This window comes from Rhizobium pisi (genome assembly GCF_003938655.1).
GTDB lineage: Bacteria > Pseudomonadota > Alphaproteobacteria > Rhizobiales > Rhizobiaceae > Rhizobium > Rhizobium pisi.
On record NZ_RJJT01000007.1, the window covers coordinates 86,959 to 112,722 of the forward strand.

Sequence of the window (25,764 nt, forward strand, 5' to 3'; positions counted from 1 at the left end):
ATACAGGAGTGAGGGATCGGCCCTCGAATGATAAGGTCGGTTTTTCTCCAAAACACGCATATGTTGAATTTTCTTACCCGCTTGATTGCCTTGTCCCACGCTCTACTTACGGTTAGTTGGGGTTCTTTGATCGAGAGACATGATGAGCGACACTCTTGCTCGCAAAAGCGAGGTTTGGAAAATGGCACGCCAGCCGAGGCCGCGTCTGACGCTGGATATTGCCGAGACCCCGACCTATGCGATCGGCGATATTCACGGCCGGTACGACCTGCTCGTGAAAGCCGAGGAGGCGATCCTGCGCGACGGCGCGCAACTGCCCGGGCGCAAGCTGATCGTGACGCTCGGCGATTATGTCGACCGCGGCCCGGAATCGGCGCAGGTCATTTCCCATCTCATGGAGCCGCCGCCGGAGGGCTTCGATCGCATCTGCCTCGCCGGCAATCATGAAAACACCATGCTCGACTATATCGACGGCTGGGTCTCCTATGACGACTGGATGCGCATGGGATCGGCGGAGCTGCTCAAATCCTATGGCCTCGATCCGGAGCATCTGCCGCTGGTCTTTCCCTCCGGCGCGCAGCTCGACTCCTTTATCCGCCACTCGCTGCCGCGGACGCATATCGATTTCATGCGGGCGATGCCGATCATGCTGGACACGCCCCACGTGCTGTTCGTGCATGCCGGCATAGATCCGGCACAGCCGCTCGCCGCGCAGACGGATGAAGATCTGGTCTTCATCCGCCATCGTTTTCTGGAAAGCAGGGTGCCCTTGCCGAAACTCGTCGTTCACGGTCACACGCCGAACGACGAGCCCGACATACGCTCGAGGCGGCTCAATCTCGACACCCGAGCCTTCCGCAGCGGCAAGCTCACCGTCGCCCGCTTCTGGCAGGGCCGGGTGCATCTTTTTTCCACCTGATGTCGCCGACCTAGACCATTTCCGTTTTTCTCCGAATCACGGAAATGCTCTATCTCTTTGTTTTCACGCAATTCCCGGCAAAAGCGTTTCACGCTTTGCCTGGCAAAACCGCTATGCACTTTTGCTGGAATTGCTCTAAACCGTTTCCCTCTCGATCGGCACGGCCTCGACCGGCCTTTCAGCCGGCTGGCTGCGGCGCCAGCCGCGCAGCACGACGTAGAAGACCGGTGTCAGGAACAGACCGAAGAGCGTCACGCCGAGCATGCCCGAGAAGACCGCGGTGCCGAGCGACTGGCGCATCTCCGCGCCGGGGCCGGTGGCGATGGCAAGCGGCAGAACGCCGAAGATGAAGGCGAATGCCGTCATCAGGATCGGTCGCAGGCGAAGGTGGCTGGCCTCGATGGCGGCCTCCACCGGCGTCTTGCCTTCCTCTTCCGCCTGTCTCGCGAACTCGACGATCAGAATGGCGTTCTTGGCGGCAAGGCCGATCAGGACGATGAGGCCGATCTGCGTCAGGACGTTGTTGTCCATTCCCCTCAGCGAGACGCCGATCAGTGCAGCAAGCACGGCAAGCGGCACGATGAGAATGATCGCCAGCGGCAGAACCCAGCTTTCATACTGCGCCGCCAGCGCCAGGAAGACGAAAACGACGGACAGGGCGAAGATGTAGATGGCCGTGTTGCCGGTGTGGGTCTCCTGATAGGCAAGTTCCGTCCATTCGAAGGTCGTCCCTTGCGGCAGGATCTTGGCCGCGAGCGCTTCCATCTTCTTGATCGCGTCGCCCGTGGATGTGCCGGGGGTCGGATTGCCCTGAAGCGGCACCGAGACATACATGTTGTAGCGCTGGACGAGCGCCGGGCCGCTCGAATCCTGGATGTCCATCAGGGTCCCGAGAGGCACCAGAGCGCCCGTCGCCGAGCGAACCTTCAAGGCGAGAATGTCCTCCTTGTCCATGCGATACTGCCGGTCGGCCTGGGCGCGAACCTGGTAGACGCGACCGAACGCATTGAAATCGTTGACGTAGGAAACGCCGAGATTGATGGGAAGCGCATTGAAGATATTGGGGATCGGCACATTCAGGAAGCGCGCCTTGTCACGGTCGATCGACAGGAAATATTGCGGGCTCGCATCCGAGAATGTCGTGAAGACGCCAGTCAGCCCCTCCGTCGTTGCCGCAGCCCCCATCATCTGGCGCGCGAGGCCGAGCACGCGCGTCATGTCGGCATTTTCAAGGTCGGAGATCTGCATCTTGAAGCCGCCGGAATTGCCGACGCCGCGCACCGATGGCGGCGGGATGGCGATGATGAAGGCTTCCTGGATGCTCTGCAGCTTGCCGAAGAGCTCGCCGATGATCTTGTTGGCGTTCTCGCCGCCTTCTTCTCGTTCGGCAAAGGATTTGAACGGCACGAAAACGACGCCCGCATTCGAGGCATTGGTGAACGTTGCCCCGCTGAAGCCGGCAAATTGCACGGCATTGCCGACGCCGGGCACGGTGCGGGCTATATCGCCCACCTTCTTGACGACGGCATCGGTGCGCGCAAGCGAGGCGCCGTCGGGAAGCTGCACGACGATGATCGCGTAACCCTGGTCCATGGTCGGGATGAAGCCCGAGGGAACTCTGGTGCCCATGTACCAGGTGGCTCCAAGCAGGCAGGCGAAAGCGACCATCGAGCAGGTCAAACCTATCCAACTGCTGACCAGATGCCGGACGATCCACGAATAGCCGGAACTCATCCGATCGAAGCCGCGATTGAAGCCGTTTGCAAGACCTGTTCCCAAGCGTGACGCAATACTCTTGCGCCGCGTTTCGTGATCATGGGCTTTCAGCAATATGCCTGCGAGCGCGGGCGAGAGCGTCAGGGAGTTCAAAGCCGATATCGCTGTCGTGACCGAGATGGTAACGGCGAACTGCCGGTAGAACTGGCCTGAAATGCCGGGAATGAAGGCCGTCGGCACGAACACTGCGATCAGCACCAGGGAGATGGCGACGACGGCGGTCCCGACTTCGTCCATGGTGACATGGGACGCCTGTTTCGGCGTCATGCCGTGCGCCAGATTGCGCTCGACGTTTTCCACCACGACGATCGCATCGTCGACGACGATGCCGATTGCGAGCACGAGGCCGAAGAGTGTCAGCATGTTGAGCGAAAAGCCGAACGCCAGCAGGATGGCGAAGGTCCCGATCAGCGAAACAGGGATGGCGACGATCGGTATGATCGCCGTCCGCCAGGATTGCAGGAAGACGAGAACGACGATCGCCACCAGGATCGCCGCTTCAGCAATGGTTCTGTAGACCTCGTTGATCGAATCCGAGATGAATTCGGTCGTATCGTAGACGATGCGGTATTCCAGACCCTCCGGGAAGTCCTGCGAAACCTCCTTCATGAGGGTCTGGACCTGGTGCGCCGTATCCAGCGCATTGGTTCCCGGACGGGCGAAAATGCCGAGGGCGACGGCGGGGTCGTTGTTGAGATAGCTGTTGGTGACGTAATCCTGCGCACCGAGTTCGATGCGGGCGACATCCTGCAGCTGCACGAGCCGGCCCGATGCCGTCGATTTGACGATGACATATCGGAATTCGCGCGCGTCGGAGAAGCGTCCCTCCGTTCGCACCGTATATTCGAACGCGTTCTTGCCCGTTACGGGCGGCGCGCCGATCTTGCCGCCCGATACCTGGACGTTCTGGTCCCTCAAGGAGGAGACCACGTCGTCTGACGTCATGCCGTAGGCTGAGAGCTTTTCAGGATCCAGCCAGATGCGCATCGAATATTGGCGCTCGCCGAAGATCTGCACGTCGCCGACGCCGTCGAGGCGCACGAGCACGTCGCGGATACGGTTGCGGGCGTAGTTGGAGACGTAAAGCTGGTCATAACGATGGGACGGCGACAGCAGGTGCACCACCATCATCAGATCGGGCGAACTCTTGTCGGTGGTCACGCCGAGCCGCTGGACCTCCTCGGGAAGGCGCGGAAGCGCGATGGAAACGCGGTTCTGGACGAGCACCTGGACCTTGTCGAGATCGGTGCCGAGCTTGAAGGTGATCGTCAGCGACATGGCACCGTCGGCGCTGGAGTAGGAGGACATGTAAAGCATGTCTTCCACGCCGTTGATCTGCTGTTCGAGCGGGGTCGAAACGGTGTCGGCGATGGTCTGCGGATCGGCGCCCGGATAGGAGGTGCGCACGACAATGGTGGGCGGTGCGATCTCCGGATATTGGGAGACCGGCAATTGCGTATAGGCGATGCCGCCGACGACCAGAAACAGGATCGAAATGACGGCCGCAAAGATCGGCCGGTCGACGAAGAAGTGCGCAAATCTCATTGTCCGCTCTCCGCGCCGGCAGTTTCGGGCGCAGTATCCTGCCGCTCTTTCGGCAGTTCGGTCATTTGAGGTGTGATCTTTGAACCCGGCCGAGCGCGGATCAGGCCATTGACGATGATCGTCTCGGTGCCGTCGAGGCCTTCGCGGATGACGCGGTAGCCGTAGAGACGCGGTCCCGGTCTCACAGGCTTGGTCGAAACCTTGCCCTCGGCGTCAACGACATAGACGACGCGCTCATTCTGGTCCGCGCCGATCGCCTCGTCGGGGACGAGAATGGCCTGGTATGTGTTGGAGGCTTCGACCTGTATGCGGCCGAAGAGGCCGGGCTGAAGGACGAGATCGGGGTTGGGGAAGCGGGCACGGAGACGAATGGTGCCGCTTTGATTGTCGACCCGGTTCTCGGCGAAATCGAGCTTTCCCTTGAACGGCTTGGCATTGGGATCCGAGATCGTGACGGATACATCCAGTCCGCCGCCGCCCTGCTGGAGCTCCTTGCCGAGCTTGCGCGCCGTGTCGGCGAAATTCAGCAGGCGGCGCTCATCAACGTCGAAATAGAAATCGATCGGGTCGAGAGAAACGATCGTGGTGAGCACGGTCTGGTCGGTCTGTACGAGGTTGCCCGCCGAAACCAGGCGGCGGTCGATGCGGCCGCTGAGCGGGGCCTTGATCTCGGTATATTCCATGTCGAGAGACGCGCGATCGGCTGCGGCCTGCGCACCGCGGACATTGGCCTCGGCTGAATCGAATTCGCGGCGGCGATCGTCCAACGTCTGGGCCGACTGGCTGCCGCTCGAAGCGAGCGATTGCGTGCGCTTATACTGCGCATCGGCATAGACTAGGGTGGATTGCGCCGATTCGAGCGCGGCCTTTGCCTGATTGAGCGCGGTTACGAACGGCCGCTGATCGATAACGAAGAGCAGGTCGCCCTGCTTGACCAAGGCGCCATCCTGAAAATGGATCTCCTGCAGGTAACCGCCGACGCGTGAGCGAACGGAGACCTCGTCGACCGGCTCGAAACGGCCAATGAACTCGTCGCTGTCGATGACATCGCGCACCACCGGCTTGGCGACAGTGACGGGAGGAGGGGCGGGCGGTGCGCCCTGCGCCATTGCGGCGAGAGGCATGAAGGTTGCAACACAGCCAAGCACCAATATCCGTCGAAGCGCGTAAGTCATACCGGTCCCTCCAATCTCGACGGCCGATCGAACGCCGCCGAACCTAAGATGAAGTGATGCTATTCTTATCTTGCTGCTTTGAACGAAGGCCTTTGCCCCCGTGATTTCCCCCGGCGTCCAATCCTTGGAAAGGAAGGCCGGCACGCAATGCACATCGGAAAAATCGTAACGCTATCAAATTGGTTATAAACGGCAGCGGCGAAAAATAGCAAATGCCAATTGGCTGCCGTTTTTGAATCCATGCAAACGTCACCGGGCGGCGTCAGCCCTCGACGATCTCGTCGCGGCCGGCGGCGGGACCGCGGGCCCAGCCCAATCGAACTCCCGTTCCAGCCTGCGGAAGGCATGATCGTCGATCTCATCGGGTGGCGCATGGCCGCCAATCTGAGGTGTTTTGCGTCGGCGGCGTTGCGGCAATGCTTATCGAGCAGACGATCGCGCTAGCAGCTTCTGCATGCTTTCGAAGAACGCCTGAAGCCCTCCGATCCGGGGACGGGAAGGCTGCAAGGCGACCTCGACCACGGCTGCGGCATTTTGGCCGCGGCTGCTGAATCTGTCATGTGCGCTCTTGTGCGCTGCACATGCTCACTATATCTACCGATATCATAAGTATGCTTATAAATAGCCAGCACAGGTTTTCATGAACGCGACACCCACCCTCGGTTTCCTTCTCCACGATGTCGCACGGCTGCTGCGCAAGCGGTTCGAGCAACGGGCGAAGTGCCTTGGGCTGACCCGGTCGCAATGGCAGACGCTTGCGTATCTCTCGAACAATGAAGGCATTCATCAGGGCGGCCTTGCCGACATCCTCGAAGTCGAGCCGATCACGCTGGTGCGTATCCTCGACAAGCTGGCAGAGCGCGGGCTGATCGAGCGCCGCCAGCATCCGACCGACCGGCGCGTCTGGCTGCTCTATATGCGCGAGGAGGCGCATCCGCTGCTCGCCGAAATGCGTAAGCTCGGCGATGTTACCCGTGGAGAAGCGCTGGAAGGCGTTTCGGCAGAGCAGCGCGAACAGCTTTTCCAGATTCTATCCGCAATGAAGACGAACCTGGTCCAGGCATGCCGGACCCCGGTTGACGAGAACGAGCTGAACGATGGCTGATCAACCCCCCTTCCGCGTCGTTGCCGACGCCAAGTCCCCTGTCGAAAAAAACGAAGCGAAACAGCAGGAAACGGTAGCCGAAGCGCCTTCATCCAATTCAGCGCCGGCTGCCGCCGTGGCTGCGCCTGGCGGCATCAAGGTCCGCCGCCGGCGCAGTCTCACGCGGCCGATCCTGTTTGCCCTGCTGCCGGTGGCGCTCGTCGTCGGCGGTTATTACTATGTCAATGGCGGCCAGGTCATGTCGACCGATAACGCCTATATCCAGGCCGACATGGTCGGGCTCACCACCGATGTCTCGGGCATCGTCGAACAGATCGACGTGCATGAGAACGAGGCGGTGAAGGCGGGGCAGGTGCTCTTCAGCCTGCGGGCCGATTCCTTCAAGATCGCGCTCGATGGCGCCAAGGCGCAGCTCGGCGCGCAGCGCAACCAGATCATGAACCTCAAGGCCAGCTATCAGCAGTCGCTTGCCGAGATCACGCAGGCGCAAGCCGATCTGCCCTATTATCAGGATCAGTTCGACCGGCAGCAAAACCTCGTCAACAACGGCAGCGCGACGCAGTCGGCCTATGACGAAGCCAAGCACAATCTCGAAGCCGCGCAGCAGAAGGTTACTGTTGCCAAGGCGGAAGCCGCAACGACGCTCGCCCAGCTCGGCGGCAATGCCGACCAGCCGGTCGAGGAAAATCCGCTCTACCTTCAGGCCAAGTCGCAGGTCGACAATGCCCAGCGTGAACTCGACCACAGCGTCGTCAAGGCGCAGTTCGACGGCATCGTCACCAATGTCAACGCGCTGCAGGTCGGCTCCTACCTGCAGGCTTCGCAGCAGGCCTTTTCGCTGGTTTCGACCAACCATCTGTGGATCGCCGCCAGCCCGAAGGAAACCGAGCTGACCTATGTCAAGCCCGGCCAGACGGTGGAGATCTACGTCGACACCTATCCGGGCGTGGTCTGGAAGGGCAAAGTCGAGAGCATCAGCCCGGCCTCCGGCTCCAGCTTCTCGCTGCTGCCGGCGCAGAACACCACGGGCAATTGGGTGAAGGTCGTCCAGCGCATTCCGATGCGTGTCAGCATCGAGGATGCCGATGGCAAGCCGCCGCTTCGCGTCGGCATGAGCACCGTGGTCGATGTCGATACCGGCCATATCAGAGGCCTGCCCGATTTCGTCAACAAGCTTCTCGGCCAGTCCGGCGGCAAGGATCATGAGTAACGCTCCCGCATCTCCGGCGAGCCCCGTCGCCAATCGCGGTGCGATCACGGCCTGCGTCATTCTCGCCGTCATCATGCAGGCGCTGGATACGACGATCGCCAACGTGGCGTTGCCCTATATCCAGGGCAGCGTGTCGGCCTCCGCCGACCAGATCAACTGGGTGCTGACCTCCTATATCGTCGCGGCGGCAATCATGACCCCGCCCTCCGGCTTTCTCGCCGCCAAGTTCGGCCGCAAGCGGGTGCTGCTCGTCGCTATCGCCGGCTTCGTGGCCGCCTCCGTTCTCTGCGGCCTTGCGCAATCGCTGAACCAGATCGTCGCCTTCCGCCTGTTGCAGGGCCTGTTCGGCGCATCGCTGGTGCCGCTTTCCCAGGGCATCCTCCTCGACATCTATACGGTCGAGGAGCGCGGCTCGGCCATGGCCCTTTTCGGCGTCTCGGTCATGGTCGGGCCGGTCCTCGGGCCGGTCATCGGTGGCTGGCTGACCGACAATATCAGCTGGCGGTGGGTGTTCTACATCAACGTGCCGATCGGCGCGCTCGCCTTCATGGGCATTGTCGTCTTTGTCACCGAAACCAAGAGGGATCTGCTCGCCAAGCTCGACTGGTTCGGCTTCGGGATGATGAGCCTCGGCATCGGCGCGCTGCAGCTCTTCCTCGACCGCGGCGAGCAGCTCGACTGGTTTTCCTCAGGCGAAATCATGCTCGAGGCGCTGATCTGCGCTTCCGCCTTCTACCTGCTGATCGTCCATACGCTGACGGCGGAGAAATCCTTCGTCAATCCGAAGCTGTTTCTCGACCAGAACTTCACGGTCAGCATGATCTTCATCTTCGTGGTTGGCGTCACCTACCTTGCCTCGCTGGCGCTGATGACCCCCTATCTGCAGACGCTGATGGGCTATCCCGTCATCACCGCCGGCATCGTCATGGGACCGCGCGGGCTCGGCACCATGCTCTGCATGTTCATTGTCGGGCGGCTGATCGGCAAGGTCGATACGCGCTTGCTGCTAGTGCTCGGCCTCGGCCTGACCGCCTGGGCGATGTACGACATGACAGGTTGGACGCCCGATGTTTCGCAATGGACGATCGTCTCGGTCGGTTTCATCCAGGGCGCCGGGCTCGGCTTTCTCTTCGTGCCGCTGACGACGATCGCTTTCGCGACGCTGCCGGCCCATATGCGCGGCGACGGCACCGGCCTCTACAATCTGTCGCGCAACATCGGTTCGGCGGTCGGCATCTCGATCGTCTCGGCACTGATCGTCGAGAACACGCAGAGCAATCATGAATCGATCGCCGCCTATGTCACGCCGTTCAACCACGCCTTCAACGCGGTGGCGGCGCAGGGCCTCAGCCCGCTGACGGCGGCCGGCCGCGCATCGCTCAACGAGGTCATCACGCTGCAATCGACGATCATCGCCTATATGGACGATTTCAAGCTGCTGATGCTGATGTCGCTTGCGGTCATTCCGCTTGTGCTGCTGCTGCGCAAGCCGAAGGCAGCGCCCGCCGTTGACCATAGCGCGGTCATGGAATGAACTCTAAGCTTTACTAGCGAAATGGTTTGCTGAGATAACGCGATCCCTGAATGCCGAAGCGCCATGGTGCCTCGGCATTTTTCGTGATGCCGACGCGTTTTCCCGAGACAATCGGCACCGGCGCCGACGGCGTGATCGCATAGGGCGGACGGTCGAGCAGCCTGTCGTTGATGGCGATATCGATGCCGAGCGCCTGGCAGAGCTTGCCGGGACCGCTGCACAGCGCCGTCAGTATGTCGGTGCCGCGCCGCTCCATCATTGCGGGGATTCCTGTTTCCGGCTCCAGCGCGCGAATGAGTGCCGCCGAGCCCGGATGACAGACGAAGTTCAGGCACCAGTACATGCCATAGATTCGGTAGATGTAGACGTTGCCCGGCTTGCCGTACATCGCGCCGTTGCGTTTTGTCGGGCCGCGGAAACTGTGCGAGGCCTCGTCATCGGGGTAATAGGCTTCGGTCTCGGTGATGCGACCGCCGACGCCATTGACGGTCAGGTGGCAGCCGAGCAGGTCGCGAGAGACGGCGATCGCGTCGCGTTCGAAAAACGCTCTGAGGCCTTCGCCGGCAAGTGCGCCAACGCCGATTGCACCTGATGTCGTTCCACCGTCGGTCATGGCCGAGGCAGATAACATTCGCCGCGCCCGTCGTCATCCCAAAACCGTTTCAAGCCATTGGGCAGCGGGATTAGCGGCCGGCATGCGGATCGCGCATCGGGATCGAGGATGAGGTGACCGAGACGGGGTCGCTTGCCGGGAAGGAATCTTCCAGACCCTCCTCCAGTTCCTCTTCGAGCAGGGCGGGATCCTTACTGCGCGCGCCGTCGCCATGCAGGGGTTCGATTGCCGCGGCAAGCAGGGCCTTGGCCCGCGAGATGGCGTTCTCCGAGGTCAGCTCAGGCGTGCTTCGCAGCCTCACGGCGATGCTGTCTTCACCTTCCCAGCCGAATTCGACGACGAAGCCGTCTTCCGTCTGGTAGACGGTGATATCGTTGAGTGCCATGGCCGTTCTCCGAGGGCGCTCATATTAGCAAGGCGCATTTTAGTGAAGCGCCTTTTCGGAATTTTGTCGAGCGAAGACCTTCACCAGCCAGTCGACGAAGACGCGCACACGCGGCGAAAGCTGGCGGTTGCGGGGATAGAGCAGGGAGACCGGCGTCTGCGTCGGCGGAAAATCCGGCAGAACATGGACCAGGGTGCCCTCGGCAAGGTCCGTTTCGGCATGATAGCGCGGGATCTGGATGAGACCGAGGCCCAGCCTCGCGGCTGTGACATAGCTTTCGGCGGCGTTGACGGCGACGGTTACGGGAATGGCGACGTTGCGCAGCGTGCCGTCGACGATGAATTCGAGCGGCAGCAGGCTGCCGGTGCTGCTGGAATGAAAGCCGACCATGCGATGGCCGGCAAGCCCGTCAGGATGCTGCGGCAGGCCATGGGCCGCGATATAGGCGGGGGAGGCGAGCGTGATCTCGTCCAGCATGGCGACACGCCTGATGATCATATCGCTATCCTCGGGCGTGCCGGCGCGCAGCACGCAGTCGATGCCTTCGCGCACCAGATCGACCAGCCGGTCGCCTTCGCTCATGTAGAATTCGATCTCGGGATAGGCCTCGAGGAAGGACGGCAGGCTCGGCAGCACGAAATGGCGTGCGAGCGTACCGTGTACATCGACGCGCAGCAGACCCTTTGGCCTGGCGCCGGCAAAGGCGCCCTCGGCATCCTCGATATCGGCAAGGATCGACAGGCAACGCCGGTAATAGGCCTCGCCGTCGAGCGTCGGGCTGACGTGGCGCGTCGTGCGCTGGAGCAGGCGTACGCCGAGGCGGGCTTCGAGCTGCTTGACCGCGTCGGTAACAGTCGAGCGCGGCAAGCCGGTGTCTTCCGCGGCAAGGGTAAAGCTGCGGCGTTCCACGATGCGGCAAAATACCCGCATGGCATCGAATCTGTCCATATTCTTTGTTCGCCATTCCCGGATAGTGATGTCGAAGAATGCCAGATTATCCGCCCCAGGAAAAGCGGCATCTTCTCCTCATCGAAAACGCGCTGCGGCGCACCCCTGAAGGAGAAAGAAAATGGCCAGCAACGAAAACAAGGTCGCATTGGTGACCGGCGCTTCACGCGGTATCGGCGCAGCGGTCGCCCGGCGCCTTGCCCGGGACGGCTTCACCGTCGTCATCAATTATTCCGGGAGTGCCGCTCAGGCCGAGGAACTGGCGCAGGAGATCGAGCAGGCCGGCGGCACGGCGCTGACGGCGAAGGCCGATGTCAGCGATGCGCAAGCGGTCCGCCGCATGTTCGATGCGGCGGAGACCGCCTTCGGTGGTGTCGACGTGCTGGTCAACAATGCCGGCATCATGATGCTCTCCCCGCTCGCCGAGGCTGACGATGCCAACTTCGACCGCCAGGTCGCCGTCAACCTCAAGGGCACCTTCAATACGCTGCGGGAAGCAGCCAAGCGTCTGCGCGACGGCGGCCGGATCATCAACTTCTCGACCTCGGTCGTTGGGCTGAAGCTCGAAACCTATGGCGTCTACGCCGCTACCAAGGCTGCCGTCGAAACGCTGACGGCGATCATGGCCAAGGAGATGCGCGGGCGCAACATCACCGTCAACGCCGTCGCGCCCGGCCCTGTCGCGACCGAGCTTTTCCTCAACGGCAAGTCGGAGGAACTCGTCGCCCGCATGGCGAAGATGAACCCGATGGAGCGCCTGGGCACGCCGGAGGATATCGCATCGACGGTCGCCTTCCTTGCCGGCCCGGACGGCGGTTGGATCAACGGCCAGACGCTGCGCGCCAATGGCGGCATGATCTGACGAAGGTGGACGGCAGGTCGCCGCCAAACGTGGGAAGACGAAGCGCAAACTGCCATCGCAATTATGTGAACGATGATTGCGGCGTTTCCATTTTACAATCTTTCGGAGAGTGCTTATAAAAGATTATCGCGAGAGAGTGGAATCCCTGCTGCTCTCTTTCGAACCTCCAGAGCCTGCCGTACCCTTCTGCGGGTGCGACAGGCCCGATGCATCGCGGCCCGTCGAAGGTTTCCCCTGCCTTCCGGGCCGTTTCTGTTTTGCCCTTAACGGTCGTTCAGTCTGGTCTCTGCCAGAAGTTTGACCAGCCAGTCGACGAAGACGCGCACCTTGTTGCTGAGGTGGCGGTTCGGAGGGTAGACGACGTAGAGCGGCAATGGATCGCGGCGCCAGTCCGGCAGGACCTCGACGAGTTCACCCCTGGCGATCGGCTCGCGCGCCATGAAGATCGGCACCTGCGCAATGCCGAGCCCTGCCAGCGTCGCGGTAAGGTAGGTGCGGCTGTCGTTCACCGCGGCGATGTAGCGGGGGGTGATCTCGATCACCTCATTGTGCCGGCGGAATTCCAAAGGCACCGTGCGGTTGTTCTGGGCGCGGAAATAATTGACCGAATGGTGATCGGCCTCCAGATCCTCCGGCCGCTCCGGCATGCCGAAGCGCTCGATGTAGATCGGCGAGGCGCAGGTGATCAGTTCGACCTCGGAGACGCGGCGCGCGATCAGCGACTGGTCGGCCGGTGTGCCGGCGCGCAGCGCGCAATCGACATTTTCCGCGAGGTAATCGACCGTGCGGTCACTGACACCGAGGTCGATGCGGATATCGGGATAGCGCTGATAGAAATCGCAAAGGGCCGGAACAATGATCGAATCGGCAAAGGCGCCGGCCATTTCGACGCGTAGCCGCCCGCTCGGCAGGCTCTGCGAGTTGGAGAGACTGCCGTCGAGTTCCTCCAGTTCCGAGATGATCTGAGCAGCGCGCTCGTAATAAAGCGCGCCGTCCGTGGTCACCATGACCCGGCGCGTGGTACGGTTCAAAAGCTTGGTGCGCAGATGCGCCTCCAGGCCCTGGATAAGATTGGTTACCGTCGCCTTGGGCATGGCGAGCATGTCGGCGGCGCGGGTGAAATTGCCCGTCTCCACGACGCGGATGAAGACGCGCATTGCCGAAAGCTGATCCATCGGTTTTCAAATCCGCAGTTTGCGTTGCACTATTATTCGAGAATTGGAACAGTGTTATCGCGATATCGCTTCTTATTCCCTGATCTGAATAACAATATCTTTTTTGTACAAAATGCAAGTGTCAGGCGTTGTCCGCATATGGCTTGCACGCAAAAGAGACCGGGACCATGACGGTGGAATGGAAAGACGTGATGCTGGACAAGGTGGCCATCGGCCCCGTTTCCGCACGCATCTACCAGGGCGCCGATTACGGCAAGGGTCCGCCGATCGTGCTTTACCTGCACGGCGGTGCATTTCTAGACAGCGAGAAGAACGTCGACCGGCCGGTGGCGATGAGTCTCGCCAAGGCCGGCGCCATCGTCGCCGCCGTCGATTACAGCACGCTCTCCGGCAATATGTTTCCGAAGGCGCTGGAAGTTTCCTTCTCGGTTTTCACCTATCTCGCCAACAAGCAGCGCGCCGGTCTCGGCGATCGCAAATCCCTGCTCTTCGTTGCAGGCGAAGAGGCAGGCGGCAACATTGCAGCCGGGGTGGCACTGAAGGCGCGTGACCAGATGCCGGATGCGCTTGATGGTCAAATCCTGATTTCGCCGCTGCTCGATCCATTCATGGGCACCTCTTCCATCCGCAAGGCCGAAGCGATCGGCATGCGCCAGCGCTGGACGGAAGGCTGGAGCCATTATCTGAGCGGTGGCGGCTGCCACCCTTATGCGGCGCCCTGCCTCTGCTCGCGCATTTCAGGCGTTGCCCCCGCGCTGATATTTACAGCGGAGGACGATCCTCTGCACGACGAAACACTCGGTTACGGTGCCCGCCTGAAAAAGGCTGGCGTCGGTGTGCGCCAGCATGTCCTTCCCGCCGGGACGGGCTGGCCCTCGATTTATGGTGGGAAATCCGGGGAAGCGCCCGACTGGCAGGAACACGTTAGCCGTCATTTCGGAAGCTTCCTTCAGGACGTAAGCGTCCAACCGCAATTGCATTGAAGAAGACCTGATATTTCGGCGGCCTTGAGCCGCAAGGAGAGTACTGATGACGTCCAGAAGTAAACGCTGGGCCCTTGTGGGCGCCGGCTTAGGACTTGTTGCGTCCGTTTCCGGCGCCGCATTGTTTTTCGAACTGCCGATGAGCGCGACTGCTACGGCCGCTTCCGCCCCCGCACAGGCTCCCGCTGTGCCGGTGACGGTCGCTGTCGTTGCGGCGCGCGACGTGACGGCCTGGGAGAGTTTCTCCGGCCGTCTCGAAGCGGTCGACCGTGTGCAGGTGCGTTCCCGCGTTGCCGGCGCCATCCAGTCGGTGGCTTTCCGTGAAGGCGCGCTGGTGAAGCAGGGCGACCTGCTCTTCACCATCGACCCCGCTCCCTACCAGGCGAGCGTCGCGCAGGCCCAAGGCCAGGTCGGTTCGGCCGAAGCCAAAGTCAGCCTGGCGCAGACCGAACTCGACCGTGGTCATAGGCTTTCCGACAACCGCACCATCTCCCAGAGCGATCTCGATCAGCGCCAGAGCGCGCTGGCCGAGGCGCAGGCCGGGCTGCGTTCGGCGCAGGCTGCTTTGCAGTCCGCTCAGCTCGATCTCGATTATACGCAGGTGCGGGCCCCGGTTTCCGGCCGCATCGGCAGGATCGAGGTGACTGCCGGTAACCTCGTCGCAGCAGGTTCTGCCTCACCGGCGCTGACGACGCTCGTTTCGGTCGATCCGATCTATGCGAGCTTCAATGCCAGCGAAGAGATGGTGACGCGTGCACTTGCCCAGCTTCCGCAGACGGACAGCGCCTTGCCTCCCGTCGAGCAGATCCCGGTCGAGGTCGGCACGCTGACCGACAGCGGCACGCCGATCAAGGGCAAGCTGCAACTGATCGGCAACGAGGTCGATGCATCAAGCGGCACGATCGGCGTGCGCGCCGTCTTCGACAATCCCGGCGGGCGTCTCATCCCCGGCCAGTTCGTGCGGGTGCGCATGGGCCAGCCGAAGGCCGAGAACAAGATCGTCATCAGCGACCGTGCCGTCGGTACCGACCAGGACAAGAGGTTCGTCTTCGTCGTCGACGCCGAGAACAAGGTCGCCTACCGGCAGGTCCAGCTCGGCACACTGACCGACGGGCAGCGGGTGGTCGAAAGCGGCCTGAACGCCGGCGAGAAGATCGTCGTCAACGGCCTGCAGCGCATCCGTCCCGGTGCCGTCGTCGCACCTCAGATGGAAGAGAAGGTCGCGACCGCGCAGTAAAGACTTCGCCTTCCCCCTCTCGGGGAGGGCCGATATCCGAAATGACATGACCCGCCGGCGGCTGACAAACCGCCGGAGAGGGACGTTGCATCCATGTTCACCCCGGAGAGGGCTTTGATATGAACATCTCCAGATTCTTTGTGGACCGCCCGGTTTTTGCCGGCGTTCTTTCGGTCCTCATCGTGGTTGCCGGCCTGATTGGCCTGCGCGCGCTGCCGATTTCCGAATATCCGGAAGTCGTGCCGCCGTCGATCGTCGTGCGCGCCACCTATCCCGGCGCCAACCCGTCCGTCATCGCCGAAACGGTGGCGACGCCGCTCGAAGAGCAGATCAACGGCGTCGAGGGCATGCTCTACATGTCCAGCCAGGCGACATCGGACGGCGTGCTCAATGTGACCGTCACCTTCACGCTCGGCACCGACCCTGATAAGGCGCAGCAGCTCGTCCAGAACCGCGTTTCGCAGGCCGAACCGCGCCTGCCGGCCGAAGTTCGGGCCCTCGGCATTACGACGGTCAAGAGCTCGCCCAACTTTATCATGGTCGTCAACCTCGTCTCCGACGGGGACAGTCACGACATCACCTATCTTCGCAACTACGCGACGCTGAACATCAAGGATCGGCTCGCCCGCATCGCAGGCGTCGGTCAGGTGCAGGTCTTCGGCGCCGGCGATTACTCCATGCGTGTCTGGATCGACCCTCAGAAGGCTGCCGAGCATAATCTTGCCGCCAGTGATATCAGCAACGCGATCAGCTCCCAGAACGTCCAGGCCGCCGCCGGTATCATCGGCGCCTCGCCGAGCCAGCCGGGCGTCGATCTGCAGCTCAACGTGAATGCCCAGGGTCGCCTGCGCACGCCCGAGGAATTCGGCAGCATCATCGTCAAGACGGGCGCCAATGGCGAGATCACCCGCCTGCGCGATGTCGCCCGCATCGAGCTTGGTGCTGCCGATTATACGCTGCGTTCGCTGCTCGACGGCAAGCCGGCCGTTGCCGTTGCCGTCCTCCAGGCGCCTGGTTCGAACGCCATCGAGATCGCCGACAATGTGCGCGCGACCATGGATCAGCTGCAGCTCGCCATGCCCCAGGGTGTCAAATACGAGATCGTCTACGATACGACGAAATTCGTACGCGCCTCGATCGAGAAGGTCATCGATACGCTGCTTGAAGCCATCGCGCTCGTCGTCCTCGTCGTCATCGTGTTCCTGCAGACGTGGCGCGCCTCGATCATCCCGCTGATCGCGGTTCCGGTCTCGATCATCGGCACCTTCGCGGTCATGTATGTCTTCGGCTTCTCGATCAACGCACTCAGCCTGTTCGGCCTGGTGCTTGCGATCGGTATCGTCGTGGACGACGCGATCGTGGTGGTCGAAAACGTCGAGCGCAATATCGAGCAAGGCCTGTCGCCGCGGGCTGCCACCTATAAGGCCATGAAGGAAGTCTCCGGTCCGATCGTTGCGATCGCGCTGGTGCTCGTCGCGGTCTTCGTGCCGCTCGCCTTCATCTCCGGCTTGTCGGGCCAGTTCTATCGCCAGTTCGCGCTGACAATCGCAATCTCGACCGTGATTTCGGCCTTCAATTCGCTGACGCTCTCTCCGGCGCTGGCGGCCCTTCTGCTGAAGGGCCATCATCAGCCGAAGGACTGGCTGACGCGGTTCATGGACGCCATCTTCGGCTGGTTCTTCCGTGGCTTCAACCGCGTCTTCGGCGCGGGCTCAAATGCCTACGGCAAGGGCGTGGGTGGCTTGTTGTCGCGCAAGAGCATCGTCATGGTGATCTATCTGGCACTGGTTGGCGCGACCTACAGCCTGTTCACAACGGTCCCCGGCGGCTTCGTGCCGTCGCAGGACAAGCAGTATCTGATCGGCTTCGCCCAGTTGCCGGATGCCGCAAGCCTCGACCGCACGGAAGACGTCATCAAGCGCATGACCGACATTGCGCTGGCCCAGCCGGGTGTCGCCAATGCGATCGCTTTTCCGGGCCTGTCGATCAACGGCTTCACCAACTCGTCCAATGCCGGCATCGTCTTCGTGACGCTGAAGGACTTCGATGAGCGCAAGACGCCTGATCTTTCGGGCGGCGCCATCGCCATGGCGTTGAACCAGAAGTTCGGCGTGATCCAGGATGCCTTCATCGCCATGTTCCCGCCGCCGCCGGTCAACGGTCTCGGCACGACGGGCGGTTTCAAGCTGCAGATCGAGGATCGCGCCGGCTTGGGCAACCAGGCCCTCGACGAAGCGACCAAGGCAGTGCTTGCCAAGGCCTACCAGACGCCTGAGCTTGCCGGGCTATTCTCCAGCTTCCAGATCAACGTGCCGCAGCTCTATGCCGATCTCGACCGCGCCAAGGCCGAGCAGCTCGGAGTTTCGGTCACCGACGTCTTCCAGACGCTGCAGATCTATCTCGGTTCGCTCTATGTGAACGACTTCAACGCCTTCGGCCGCACCTATAGCGTCCGCGTGCAGGCCGATGCGAAATTCCGCGCCCAGCCGGAAGACATCGGCCAGTTGAAGGTCCGCTCGGCATCGGGCCAGATGATCCCGCTTTCGGCCCTCCTGAAGGTGGAGCCGAGCACCGGTCCGGAGCGCGCGAACCGCTATAACGGCTTCCTCGCCGCCGATATCAACGGCGGTCCGGCGCCGGGCTTCTCCTCCGGTCAGGCACAGGCGGCCATCGAGAAGATCCTTCACGAGACCCTGCCTGCGGGCGTCGACTTCGAATGGACGGATCTGACCTATCAGCAGATCCTCGCCGGCAATTCGAGCATCGTCGTCTTCCCCCTCGCGCTGCTGCTGGTCTTCCTGGTGCTTGCCGCCCAGTATGAAAGCCTGACGCTGCCGCTTGCGATCATCATGATCGTGCCGATGGGTGTGCTGGCTGCGCTGACAGGCGTCTGGCTCACCGGTGGAGACAACAACATCTTCACCCAGATCGGCCTCGTGGTGCTTGTCGGTCTATCGGCGAAGAACGCGATCCTCATCGTGGAATTTGCCCGCGAACTGGAGTTCGAGGGCAGGACGCCACGCGAGGCCGCGATCGAGGCCAGCCGCCTGCGTCTTCGCCCGATCCTCATGACCTCCATGGCCTTTATCATGGGCGTCGTACCGCTTGTCGTCTCCACAGGCGCCGGCGCGGAAATGCGCGCGGCCATGGGCGTCGCGGTCTTCTCGGGCATGATAGGCGTGACCTTCTTCGGCATCTTCATGACGCCTGTGTTCTACGTGCTGCTGCGGCGGCTGGCGGGCAACCGTCCGCTCGTTCAGCACAAGCCGGACGAACACAAGGAGGAAGAGGCGGAGGTCATCCGGCTCGCGGCTGAGTAAACGGAATTCAACCTTCCTTTGTCGAGTAAATCGGGCGGGAACTTCGGTTCTCGCCCGTATCGTTTTCAAAGCATTGGACAAAAATGCGCCACGTCCGTCAAAACGGTTTGCAACGGTAGGCGAGGGGGCTATCAAAGACGGACAACAGTTGGAGGACTGAATGACAGCTTCGGGTAAGGGCCAGGACCGCAGGCGGATCGCCTTTCTCGGTACCGGTCTGATGGGCGCGCCGATGGCTCGCCGGCTGATCGGTGCGGGTTTTGCCGTTACCGTCTGGAACCGCGACCCCGGCAAGGCCGCACCACTTGCGGCAGACGGTGCGGTCTGCGCGGAAACACCCAGAGATGCCGTTTCGGGCGCCGATGTCGTCATTACCATGCTGACCAATGCCGAGGCGGTGGGGAACGTGCTGTTCGAGCGGGGGACGGTCGATGCGATGGCGTCCGGCGCCACCGTGATCGACATGAGTTCGATCGCCCCGCATTTTGCCCGCGACCATGCGGCGAGGCTTGCCGAACGCGGCATCCATCATGTCGATGCGCCGGTTTCCGGCGGCGTCGTCGGGGCGGAAGCCGGTACGCTCGCGATCATGGCGGGCGGCGACAAGGACGTGATCGACGGACTTCAGGATATCTTTGCGCCGATGGGGCGCGTGATCCGGGTCGGCCCAAGCGGGGCAGGCCAGCTTGCCAAGCTTGCCAACCAGCAGATCGTTGCGGTGACGATCGGCGCCGTGGCCGAAGCGATGGTGCTGATCGAAGCGGGCGGCGGCTCGCCGGCGGCCTTCCGGGACGCCATTCGCGGCGGCTTTGCTGAGAGCCGGATCCTTGAGCTCCACGGCAAGCGCATGGTCGAGCGGCAGTTTGCGCCCGGCGGCTCCTCCAGCAACCAGCTGAAGGATCTGAACGCCGCCATGGAGACGGCGAAAGCTTTGTCGCTGACGCTGCCATTGACGGCGGCAGTGCACACAGAATTCGGTGCATTCGTCGCCAATGGCCATGGCGAGAAGGATCATAGCGGCCTGCTTCTTCATCTCGAAGAGAAGAACGGCCGGCCGGGAGGAAAGCAGTGACGGACAGCCAATCGATGAAACGGCGCCTTCGTTCGCAGGACTGGTTCGACAATCCCGATCACATCGACCTGGCGGCGCTCTATCTCGAGCGTTTCATGAATTACGGCATCACGCCGGAAGAACTGCGCTCCGGCAAGCCGATCATCGGCATCGCCCAGAGCGGTAGCGACCTTACCCCCTGCAACAGGGTGCATGTCGAGCTCGCCAAGCGCGTGCGCGACGGCATCCGCGATGCGGGCGGCATTCCGATCGAGTTTCCGACGCATCCGATGTTCGAAAACTGCAAGCGCCCGACGGCGGCACTCGACCGCAATCTCGCCTATCTCGGCCTCGTCGAAATCCTTTATGGCTATCCGCTCGACGGCGTCGTGCTGACGACCGGCTGCGACAAGACCACGCCTTCTGCGATCATGGCGGCTTCGACGGTCGATATCCCGGCGATCGTGCTCTCCGGCGGACCGATGCTCGACGGCTGGCACGAGGGAGAACTTGTGGGCTCCGGCACGGTGATCTGGCGGATGCGGCGCAAATATGCGGCAGGCGAGATCGATCGAGAAGAGTTCCTGCAGGCAGCGCTTGATTCAGCACCTTCGGTCGGCCACTGCAACACAATGGGAACCGCCTCGACGATGAACGCGCTTGCCGAGGCGCTCGGCCTTTCGCTGACCGGGTGCGGCGCCATTCCGGCCGCTTATCGCGAGCGCGGCCAGATGGCCTATCGCACCGGGCGGCGCGCCGTCGAGATCGTGTTCGAGGACCTGAAGCCGTCGGATATCCTGACGCGCGAGGCTTTCCTCAATGCGATCCGCACCAATTCGGCGATCGGCGGCTCGACCAATGCGCAACCGCATCTCGCCGCCCTGGCGAAGCATGCCGGCGTCGAACTCCATCCCGACGACTGGCAGGTCCACGGCTTCGATATCCCGCTGCTTGCGAATGTCCAGCCGGCGGGCGCCTATCTCGGCGAGCGCTATCATCGCGCCGGCGGCACGCCGGCGATTATGTGGGAGCTGCTGCAGGCCGGAAAGCTCGACGGCAACTGCCGCACGGTGACGGGAAGGACAATGGCCGAGAACCTCGAAGGACGCGAGGCCAGCGACCGAGAGGTCATCCGGCCGTTCGGCGAGCCGCTGAAGGAGCGGGCGGGCTTCCTTGTTCTCAAGGGCAATCTCTTCGATTTCGCCATCATGAAAATGAGCGTCGTCTCGGAGGATTTCCGCCGGCGCTATCTCCAGGAGCCGGGGCGAGAAGGCGTCTTCGAGGGCAGGGCGGTGGTTTTCGACGGTTCGGAAGACTATCACAAACGCATCAACGATCCTGAACTCGGCATCGACGAGAACACCATCCTCGTCATTCGCGGCGCGGGGCCGATCGGCTGGCCGGGTTCGGCCGAGGTCGTCAACATGCAGCCGCCGGACCACCTTCTCAGGAAGGGCATCCTCAGCCTGCCAACTATCGGCGACGGCCGCCAGTCGGGCACCGCCGACAGCCCCTCGATCCTCAACGCCTCGCCGGAGAGTGCTGCCGGCGGAGGCCTCGCCTGGCTTCGTAGCGGCGACGTGATCCGCATCGACTTCAATGAAGGGCGCTGCGACATGCTGGTTGACGACGCCGAGATCGAGCGGCGCAAGGGCGACGGCATTCCGCCGGTGCCGGCAGATGCGACACCCTGGCAGCGAATGTACCGGCGCTCGGTCACGCAGCTGTCGGACGGCGCGGTGCTGGAAGGAGCAGCGGATTTCCGACAGATCGCCAAAACTCCGCCGCGGCACAACCACTGATCTGGAGGTTGGCGGCTTCAAGGGCTCAGACTGCAACCCCCTTGATCCAAAAGGGGAAAGCCGTAACGAACAGTTCACCTAGTAACTAGTTCGGCCCTTGAGACAAGGCTTCTTTAATGCCGGCTTGAGACCATATTGCCAGTATGCAAGTTGCCAAGGTTGAGACCGCGTTGCCAGAAAATAAGTCCACACGATCCGAACAAGAGTTTCAGGATCTTCTGCGCCGGCTCGAACTCGCCCTAGATGCATCCCGGATCGGTGTCTGGGAGCACAGCATCGCCAGGGACGGGATCTTGTGGGATGCGCAGATGCACCGGCTCTACGAGACCGGCGAGACATGCCGGAATGTGCCGGCATGGTTCTGGTCGAAAGCGATCCATCCCGATGATCGCGAGCGGGCCGAGCGCGACTTCGAGCAGGCGATCGCGGCGCGCGGCGCTTACAATTCGCAATTCCGTATCGTGCTGCCGAGCGGCGAAATCCGTCATCTGCGCTCGCGTGCGCATTTCTACGTGGATGCGGAGGGCCTGCCCTCCTTCATCGGCGCCGAATGGGATGTGACCGCCGACGTGCAGCTCAATGCCGAACTTGCGCGGCAGAAGATGGTGGCCGAGGCGCGGGCGCTGGCGCTCGAGGAAAGCAATGCGCGCATCGAGCATGTCGCCGATCACGACTATCTCACCGGCTTGCCGAACAGGCGCCTTCTCGACAAGCGGCTGGCGGAGCTGCCGTCCGACAGGGGCATCACGACGCTTGCCGTGCTGCATCTCGACCTCGACCAGTTCAAGCAGATCAACGATAGCCACGGCCATGCGGCGGGCGACGCGGTGCTGAAGGCGGCAGCTCTGCGCATCACCGCCGCCATTCCCGCGAATGGCTTGGTCGCCCGCGTCGGCGGCGACGAATTCGTCATCGTGCTGGTCAATTTCACCGATCTGGCCGAATTGAAGCTGATCACGGAGGACCTCCAGCGCCGGCTGCGGAAGAAGATCCGCTTCGGCGAGGAGATGCTGCAATCCGGCGCCTCGATCGGCGTTTCCTGGAGCGGCGATCGGCGGGCGCGCAACCTGCTTGCCGAATCCGATCTCGCGCTCTACCAGGCCAAGAAGCTCGGACGAAATCGCGTCGAATTCTTCACCCGACAATTGCAGGAGAACCTGCGCGCCAAGCGCCGCCTTGCCGAGGAGCTGAAGCACGGGCTGGAGCGCGGCGAGATCGTTCCCTATTATCAGGTGCAGCTCGATGCCCGCACACGGGAGGTCATCGGTTTCGAAGCGCTGGCGCGCTGGAAACATCCCGAGAAGGGCGTGCTCGCCCCCGGTATATTCCTGAAGATCGCCGATGAGCATGGGCTTTCGGCTGATATCGATGCGGCGATCCTGAAAAATGTTCTCCAAGACCGGCTGTTCTGGCTGCTGCGCGGCGTTACGGTTCCCCGCATCGCCGTCAATATCTCGGCGTCGCGTCTTGCCGACCCGGCGCTGCTCGGCAAGCTGAGGAAACTTGACATTCCGCCCGGCGCAGTCGCCTTCGAACTGGTCGAGACGATCTTTCTCGACGACAGCGACGAGAAGCTGCTCGATCATATCGGCGACATCAAGCAGATGGGCATCGACATCGAGATCGACGATTTCGGATCGGGCCATGCCTCGCTGATCGGCCTCGTCAAGCTGCGGCCGAAGCGGCTGAAGATCGACCGGCAGCTCGTCACCGAGGTCGTCAGCTCCGCCGAGCAGCGGCGCGTAGTGGGATCGATCGTGGAAATCGCCAAGGCGCTTGATGTCGAGGTGATCGCCGAGGGTGTCGAGACCGAGGCGCATGCTGTCGTGCTGGCACAGCTCGGCTGCGATGGTCTGCAGGGTTATGCCTTCGGTTATCCGGCACCGGCGGCCGATATAGACCGGCTCTATTCATCGATGACGGGCGGGATCGAAAAGCAGAAGACCGCGATGGGCGGCTGAAATGCTTTTCCCGCCGTTCAAACCGGATGAGACGGCATCTTTTCGGTGCGACGTTTTGTTCACATCGGCTGGAAGATAATTGGCGCGCAAGTAATTTTCTTGAGCTTGCAACGGCATTGTTTCATGGTAATGCGGAAACGAAGCTTTCTGCATTGCAACGAAAAATGATTATACGCGTCGTCAAGACCATGAGCGCGGGTTTTCTCCATCATTCGCAGGTGCAATCGGAGAGTCGGGGCCTGACAACTGCTTTGCTGTTGCCGGGATGGACTTGCGGGGCATTCAATCTGGGAAGATCGCATGAATTCGGAATTTGCCGTTCGTTCAATGCGGCCCGGCGAACTGGAGCTCGTGCTCGAATGGGCGCGTCAGGAGGATTGGAATCCGGGGCTCGATGATTCGCTCGCATTCATCGAAGCCGATCCGTCCGGATTTTTCGTCGGCTCCATCGGTGAGGTTCCTGTCGGCTCTATCTCGGTCGTCAAATATGGCGACAGTTTCGCTTTTCTCGGCCTCTACATCGTCCATCCCGATTTTCGCGGCAAGGGTTACGGCAAGGCGATCTGGGAGGCGGGCATCGCCACGGCGAAAGGCCGGACGATCGGCCTCGACGGCGTCGCCGCGCAACAGGACAACTACCGCAAAGCCGGCTTCGAGCCCGCCTATACCACCATTCGCTACGGCGGCGTCGCCACCTCCTCGCCCACCTCGACGCTCGCCGCGCAGCCGGTGCTGGATTCCCGCCTGGAGGGACTGCAACGCTATGATTCGGCGATCTTTCCGCAGCCGCGGGACGCCTTCCTCGCCGCCTGGTGCACGGGCCGCAAGGGACGCCGTTCGGCGGTGGTGCGCAAGAGCCACAAGATCCGTGGTTACGGCACGATCCGCCGCTGTTACGAGGGCTACAAGATCGGTCCGCTTTTTGCCAACGATACCGACAGCGCCGCTGCGCTGCTTGCCGAATTGATCCCCGAAGCGAAGGGGGCTGCGATCTTTATCGACATTCCCACGGAAAACCGCGAGGCGGTCGCGCTTGCCGAAGGCCTCGGCCTTCAACCGGTGTTCGAGACCATGCGCATGTATCGCGGGCCGGCGCCGGCGATCCCGCTGAAGCATGTCTTCGGCGTGACGACGCTGGAGCTCGGTTAGGCTCTAGTCCACCGGAGAGGCGGGTACGGTCGGCGCGGAAGCTTTCGGCCGGCCCTTTTCGGCGATCGCGATGCCGCCGAGCGTCAATACCAGCGCGATCATGTGGAAAGACTGGAGCCGCTCGCCGATCAGGGCAACGGAAAGCAGCGTGCCGAATACCGGGACCAGATTGATGAAAAGGCCGGCCCGGTTGGCGCCGATTGCCTCGACGCCCTTGATATAAAGGATCTGCGCCAGCAGCGACGGGAAAATCGCGGTATAGAGGGTGATGCTCCAGCCGGCCTGGTCCGGCCACAGCGCGCTGCCCCGGTCGATCTCCCAGAGAAGCAACGGCACCGAGGTCAGCATGGCGGCGAAGGCCGGGAATGCCATCAGCGTGCGCCAGTCGACCGGCGGTTTCCAGCGCAGAAAGATCGTGTAGAGCGAATAGGCGGCGATGGCGATCAGCATCAGCCCATCGCCACGGTTGAGCTGCAGCTGTAGCAGCGTGGCGAGGTCGCCATGGGCCGCCGTGAGTGCGACACCCACCAGCGTCATGCCGAAGCCGAGACATTGCGCCAGCGAGATGCCGGTGCGGAAAAAGAAGAGATTCAGCAGGAAGATCAGCATGGGAATGCCGGCCTGCTCAATGGCGACGTTGATGGCCGTCGTATATTGCACGGCCGAGTAAAGCATGGCGTTGAAGAGGGTGTAGCCAATGGCGCCGTAGCAGAGGAGCAGCGGCAGGTTCTTCCTCGCCACCGGCCAGTCCTTCTTCAGCTGCGGCACCGAGATCAGGGCGATCAGCGAGACGGCGAGGAACCAGCGCAGGAAGGTCAGCATCATCGGGCTGACATGACCGACCGCGAGCTTGCCGGCGACCGAGTTGCCGCCCCAGCAGAGGGTGGCGATGACGAGGCAGATATAGGCCGTGGCTTGCAAGAGCGTTTCTTCCTCGTCTTTCGGCGGTCGCCAGGCGGCGTTTTCTCAGGGGAAATAGCCTGCCGGCTGCTGATTTGTCACGTAAAAAGCCCA

At 62.2% G+C, this 25,764-nt stretch carries 19 protein-coding genes; 12 read left to right on the forward strand and 7 right to left on the reverse strand.

The genetic code is table 11. From position 1 onward, the window contains the following. The first annotated feature begins 142 nt into the window (after positions 1–142). Positions 143–919: a metallophosphoesterase family protein gene (locus tag EFD55_RS11480; RefSeq protein WP_183736697.1), complete on the forward strand. Its 777-nt coding sequence runs from the start codon at positions 143–145 to the stop codon at positions 917–919. Between the two features lie 135 nt (positions 920–1,054). On the opposite strand, the gene EFD55_RS11485 is transcribed toward EFD55_RS11480, so the two are convergent. Together EFD55_RS11485 and EFD55_RS11490 are read right to left on the reverse strand one after the other, a co-directional pair. After that, positions 1,055–4,240 carry an efflux RND transporter permease subunit gene (locus EFD55_RS11485; protein WP_125845175.1) on the reverse strand — a complete coding sequence of 1,062 codons (3,186 nt, stop codon included), beginning with the start codon at positions 4,238–4,240 and terminating at the stop codon, positions 1,055–1,057. Next, positions 4,237–5,415 carry an efflux RND transporter periplasmic adaptor subunit gene (locus tag EFD55_RS11490; protein WP_125845176.1) on the reverse strand — a complete coding sequence of 393 codons (1,179 nt, stop codon included), beginning with the start codon at positions 5,413–5,415 and terminating at the stop codon, positions 4,237–4,239. The genes EFD55_RS11485 and EFD55_RS11490 overlap by 4 nt, the downstream gene beginning before the upstream one ends. 640 nt (positions 5,416–6,055) lie before the next feature. Between EFD55_RS11490 and EFD55_RS11495 the strand changes: the two genes are divergently transcribed. Genes EFD55_RS11495 through EFD55_RS11505 form a run of 3 tightly spaced genes read left to right on the forward strand, consistent with a single transcriptional unit; the run spans position 6,056 to position 9,264 of the window. Next, the gene (locus tag EFD55_RS11495; RefSeq protein ID WP_125845177.1) at positions 6,056–6,520 is read left to right on the forward strand and encodes a MarR family winged helix-turn-helix transcriptional regulator; all 465 of its coding nucleotides are present in this window, start codon (positions 6,056–6,058) and stop codon (positions 6,518–6,520) included. Continuing rightward, positions 6,513–7,730 carry an HlyD family secretion protein gene (locus tag EFD55_RS11500; RefSeq protein WP_125845178.1) on the forward strand — a complete coding sequence of 406 codons (1,218 nt, stop codon included), beginning with the start codon at positions 6,513–6,515 and terminating at the stop codon, positions 7,728–7,730. The genes EFD55_RS11495 and EFD55_RS11500 overlap by 8 nt, the downstream gene beginning before the upstream one ends. Beyond that, a complete protein-coding gene (locus EFD55_RS11505) occupies positions 7,723–9,264 on the forward strand; it encodes a DHA2 family efflux MFS transporter permease subunit (protein ID WP_125845179.1) in 1,542 nt (513 codons plus the stop codon). The genes EFD55_RS11500 and EFD55_RS11505 overlap by 8 nt, the downstream gene beginning before the upstream one ends. A 13-nt stretch (positions 9,265–9,277) precedes the next feature. On the opposite strand, the gene EFD55_RS11510 is transcribed toward EFD55_RS11505, so the two are convergent. Genes EFD55_RS11510 through EFD55_RS11520 form a run of 3 tightly spaced genes read right to left on the reverse strand, consistent with a single transcriptional unit; the run spans position 9,278 to position 11,210 of the window. Continuing rightward, positions 9,278–9,895 carry a DNA-3-methyladenine glycosylase gene (locus EFD55_RS11510; RefSeq protein WP_125845180.1) on the reverse strand — a complete coding sequence of 206 codons (618 nt, stop codon included), beginning with the start codon at positions 9,893–9,895 and terminating at the stop codon, positions 9,278–9,280. A 52-nt stretch (positions 9,896–9,947) separates the two neighbouring features. Then, positions 9,948–10,262 (reverse strand): hypothetical protein, encoded by a 315-nt coding sequence (locus EFD55_RS11515; protein WP_125845181.1) that lies wholly within the window; start codon positions 10,260–10,262, stop codon positions 9,948–9,950. A 39-nt stretch (positions 10,263–10,301) separates the two neighbouring features. Beyond that, the gene (locus tag EFD55_RS11520; protein ID WP_125845182.1) at positions 10,302–11,210 is read right to left on the reverse strand and encodes a LysR family transcriptional regulator; all 909 of its coding nucleotides are present in this window, start codon (positions 11,208–11,210) and stop codon (positions 10,302–10,304) included. A gap of 121 nt (positions 11,211–11,331) precedes the next feature. Between EFD55_RS11520 and EFD55_RS11525 the strand changes: the two genes are divergently transcribed. Next, a complete protein-coding gene (locus tag EFD55_RS11525) occupies positions 11,332–12,072 on the forward strand; it encodes an SDR family oxidoreductase (protein WP_125845183.1) in 741 nt (246 codons plus the stop codon). A gap of 263 nt (positions 12,073–12,335) precedes the next feature. Here EFD55_RS11525 and EFD55_RS11530 read toward each other — a convergent pair whose 3' ends face one another. Beyond that, positions 12,336–13,247, reverse strand: coding sequence for a LysR family transcriptional regulator (locus EFD55_RS11530; protein ID WP_125845184.1), 912 nt, complete (start codon positions 13,245–13,247; stop codon positions 12,336–12,338). A 167-nt stretch (positions 13,248–13,414) separates the two neighbouring features. Here EFD55_RS11530 and EFD55_RS11535 point away from each other — a divergent pair, with 167 nt between their 5' ends. The 7 genes from EFD55_RS11535 to EFD55_RS11565 all read left to right on the forward strand — a co-directional run bounded on the left by EFD55_RS11535 (position 13,415) and on the right by EFD55_RS11565 (position 24,750). Beyond that, on the forward strand, positions 13,415–14,230 hold the full coding sequence (locus tag EFD55_RS11535; RefSeq protein ID WP_125845185.1) for an alpha/beta hydrolase fold domain-containing protein: 816 nt from the start codon (positions 13,415–13,417) through the stop codon (positions 14,228–14,230). A gap of 46 nt (positions 14,231–14,276) precedes the next feature. After that, a complete protein-coding gene (locus EFD55_RS11540; protein ID WP_125845186.1) occupies positions 14,277–15,467 on the forward strand; it encodes an efflux RND transporter periplasmic adaptor subunit in 1,191 nt (396 codons plus the stop codon). 119 nt (positions 15,468–15,586) lie between these two features. Next, on the forward strand, positions 15,587–18,787 hold the full coding sequence (locus tag EFD55_RS11545; RefSeq protein WP_125845187.1) for an efflux RND transporter permease subunit: 3,201 nt from the start codon (positions 15,587–15,589) through the stop codon (positions 18,785–18,787). A gap of 160 nt (positions 18,788–18,947) precedes the next feature. Next, positions 18,948–19,859, forward strand: a complete 912-nt coding sequence (locus EFD55_RS11550) for an NAD(P)-dependent oxidoreductase (protein WP_125845188.1) — start codon at positions 18,948–18,950, stop codon at positions 19,857–19,859. A 14-nt stretch (positions 19,860–19,873) separates the two neighbouring features. Beyond that, the gene (locus EFD55_RS11555; protein ID WP_125845358.1) at positions 19,874–21,640 is read left to right on the forward strand and encodes an IlvD/Edd family dehydratase; all 1,767 of its coding nucleotides are present in this window, start codon (positions 19,874–19,876) and stop codon (positions 21,638–21,640) included. A 143-nt stretch (positions 21,641–21,783) separates the two neighbouring features. Continuing rightward, a complete protein-coding gene (locus tag EFD55_RS11560; RefSeq protein WP_125845189.1) occupies positions 21,784–23,601 on the forward strand; it encodes a putative bifunctional diguanylate cyclase/phosphodiesterase in 1,818 nt (605 codons plus the stop codon). 300 nt (positions 23,602–23,901) lie between these two features. After that, the gene (locus EFD55_RS11565) at positions 23,902–24,750 is read left to right on the forward strand and encodes a GNAT family N-acetyltransferase (protein ID WP_125845190.1); all 849 of its coding nucleotides are present in this window, start codon (positions 23,902–23,904) and stop codon (positions 24,748–24,750) included. Between the two features lie 3 nt (positions 24,751–24,753). Here EFD55_RS11565 and EFD55_RS11570 read toward each other — a convergent pair whose 3' ends face one another. After that, on the reverse strand, positions 24,754–25,671 hold the full coding sequence (locus tag EFD55_RS11570; protein WP_125845191.1) for a DMT family transporter: 918 nt from the start codon (positions 25,669–25,671) through the stop codon (positions 24,754–24,756). Positions 25,672–25,764: the final 93 nt, after the last annotated feature.

Coding starts and splice junctions, on each gene's coding strand:
- EFD55_RS11480 (WP_183736697.1), top strand. CDS start 143: ATGAGCGACACTCTTGCTCGCAAAAGCGAGGTTTGGAAAATGGCACGC.
- EFD55_RS11485 (WP_125845175.1), bottom strand. CDS start 4,240: ATGAGATTTGCGCACTTCTTCGTCGACCGGCCGATCTTTGCGGCCGTC.
- EFD55_RS11490 (WP_125845176.1), bottom strand. CDS start 5,415: ATGACTTACGCGCTTCGACGGATATTGGTGCTTGGCTGTGTTGCAACC.
- EFD55_RS11495 (WP_125845177.1), top strand. CDS start 6,056: ATGAACGCGACACCCACCCTCGGTTTCCTTCTCCACGATGTCGCACGG.
- EFD55_RS11500 (WP_125845178.1), top strand. CDS start 6,513: ATGGCTGATCAACCCCCCTTCCGCGTCGTTGCCGACGCCAAGTCCCCT.
- EFD55_RS11505 (WP_125845179.1), top strand. CDS start 7,723: ATGAGTAACGCTCCCGCATCTCCGGCGAGCCCCGTCGCCAATCGCGGT.
- EFD55_RS11510 (WP_125845180.1), bottom strand. CDS start 9,895: ATGTTATCTGCCTCGGCCATGACCGACGGTGGAACGACATCAGGTGCA.
- EFD55_RS11515 (WP_125845181.1), bottom strand. CDS start 10,262: ATGGCACTCAACGATATCACCGTCTACCAGACGGAAGACGGCTTCGTC.
- EFD55_RS11520 (WP_125845182.1), bottom strand. CDS start 11,210: ATGGACAGATTCGATGCCATGCGGGTATTTTGCCGCATCGTGGAACGC.
- EFD55_RS11525 (WP_125845183.1), top strand. CDS start 11,332: ATGGCCAGCAACGAAAACAAGGTCGCATTGGTGACCGGCGCTTCACGC.
- EFD55_RS11530 (WP_125845184.1), bottom strand. CDS start 13,247: ATGGATCAGCTTTCGGCAATGCGCGTCTTCATCCGCGTCGTGGAGACG.
- EFD55_RS11535 (WP_125845185.1), top strand. CDS start 13,415: ATGACGGTGGAATGGAAAGACGTGATGCTGGACAAGGTGGCCATCGGC.
- EFD55_RS11540 (WP_125845186.1), top strand. CDS start 14,277: ATGACGTCCAGAAGTAAACGCTGGGCCCTTGTGGGCGCCGGCTTAGGA.
- EFD55_RS11545 (WP_125845187.1), top strand. CDS start 15,587: ATGAACATCTCCAGATTCTTTGTGGACCGCCCGGTTTTTGCCGGCGTT.
- EFD55_RS11550 (WP_125845188.1), top strand. CDS start 18,948: ATGACAGCTTCGGGTAAGGGCCAGGACCGCAGGCGGATCGCCTTTCTC.
- EFD55_RS11555 (WP_125845358.1), top strand. CDS start 19,874: ATGAAACGGCGCCTTCGTTCGCAGGACTGGTTCGACAATCCCGATCAC.
- EFD55_RS11560 (WP_125845189.1), top strand. CDS start 21,784: ATGCAAGTTGCCAAGGTTGAGACCGCGTTGCCAGAAAATAAGTCCACA.
- EFD55_RS11565 (WP_125845190.1), top strand. CDS start 23,902: ATGAATTCGGAATTTGCCGTTCGTTCAATGCGGCCCGGCGAACTGGAG.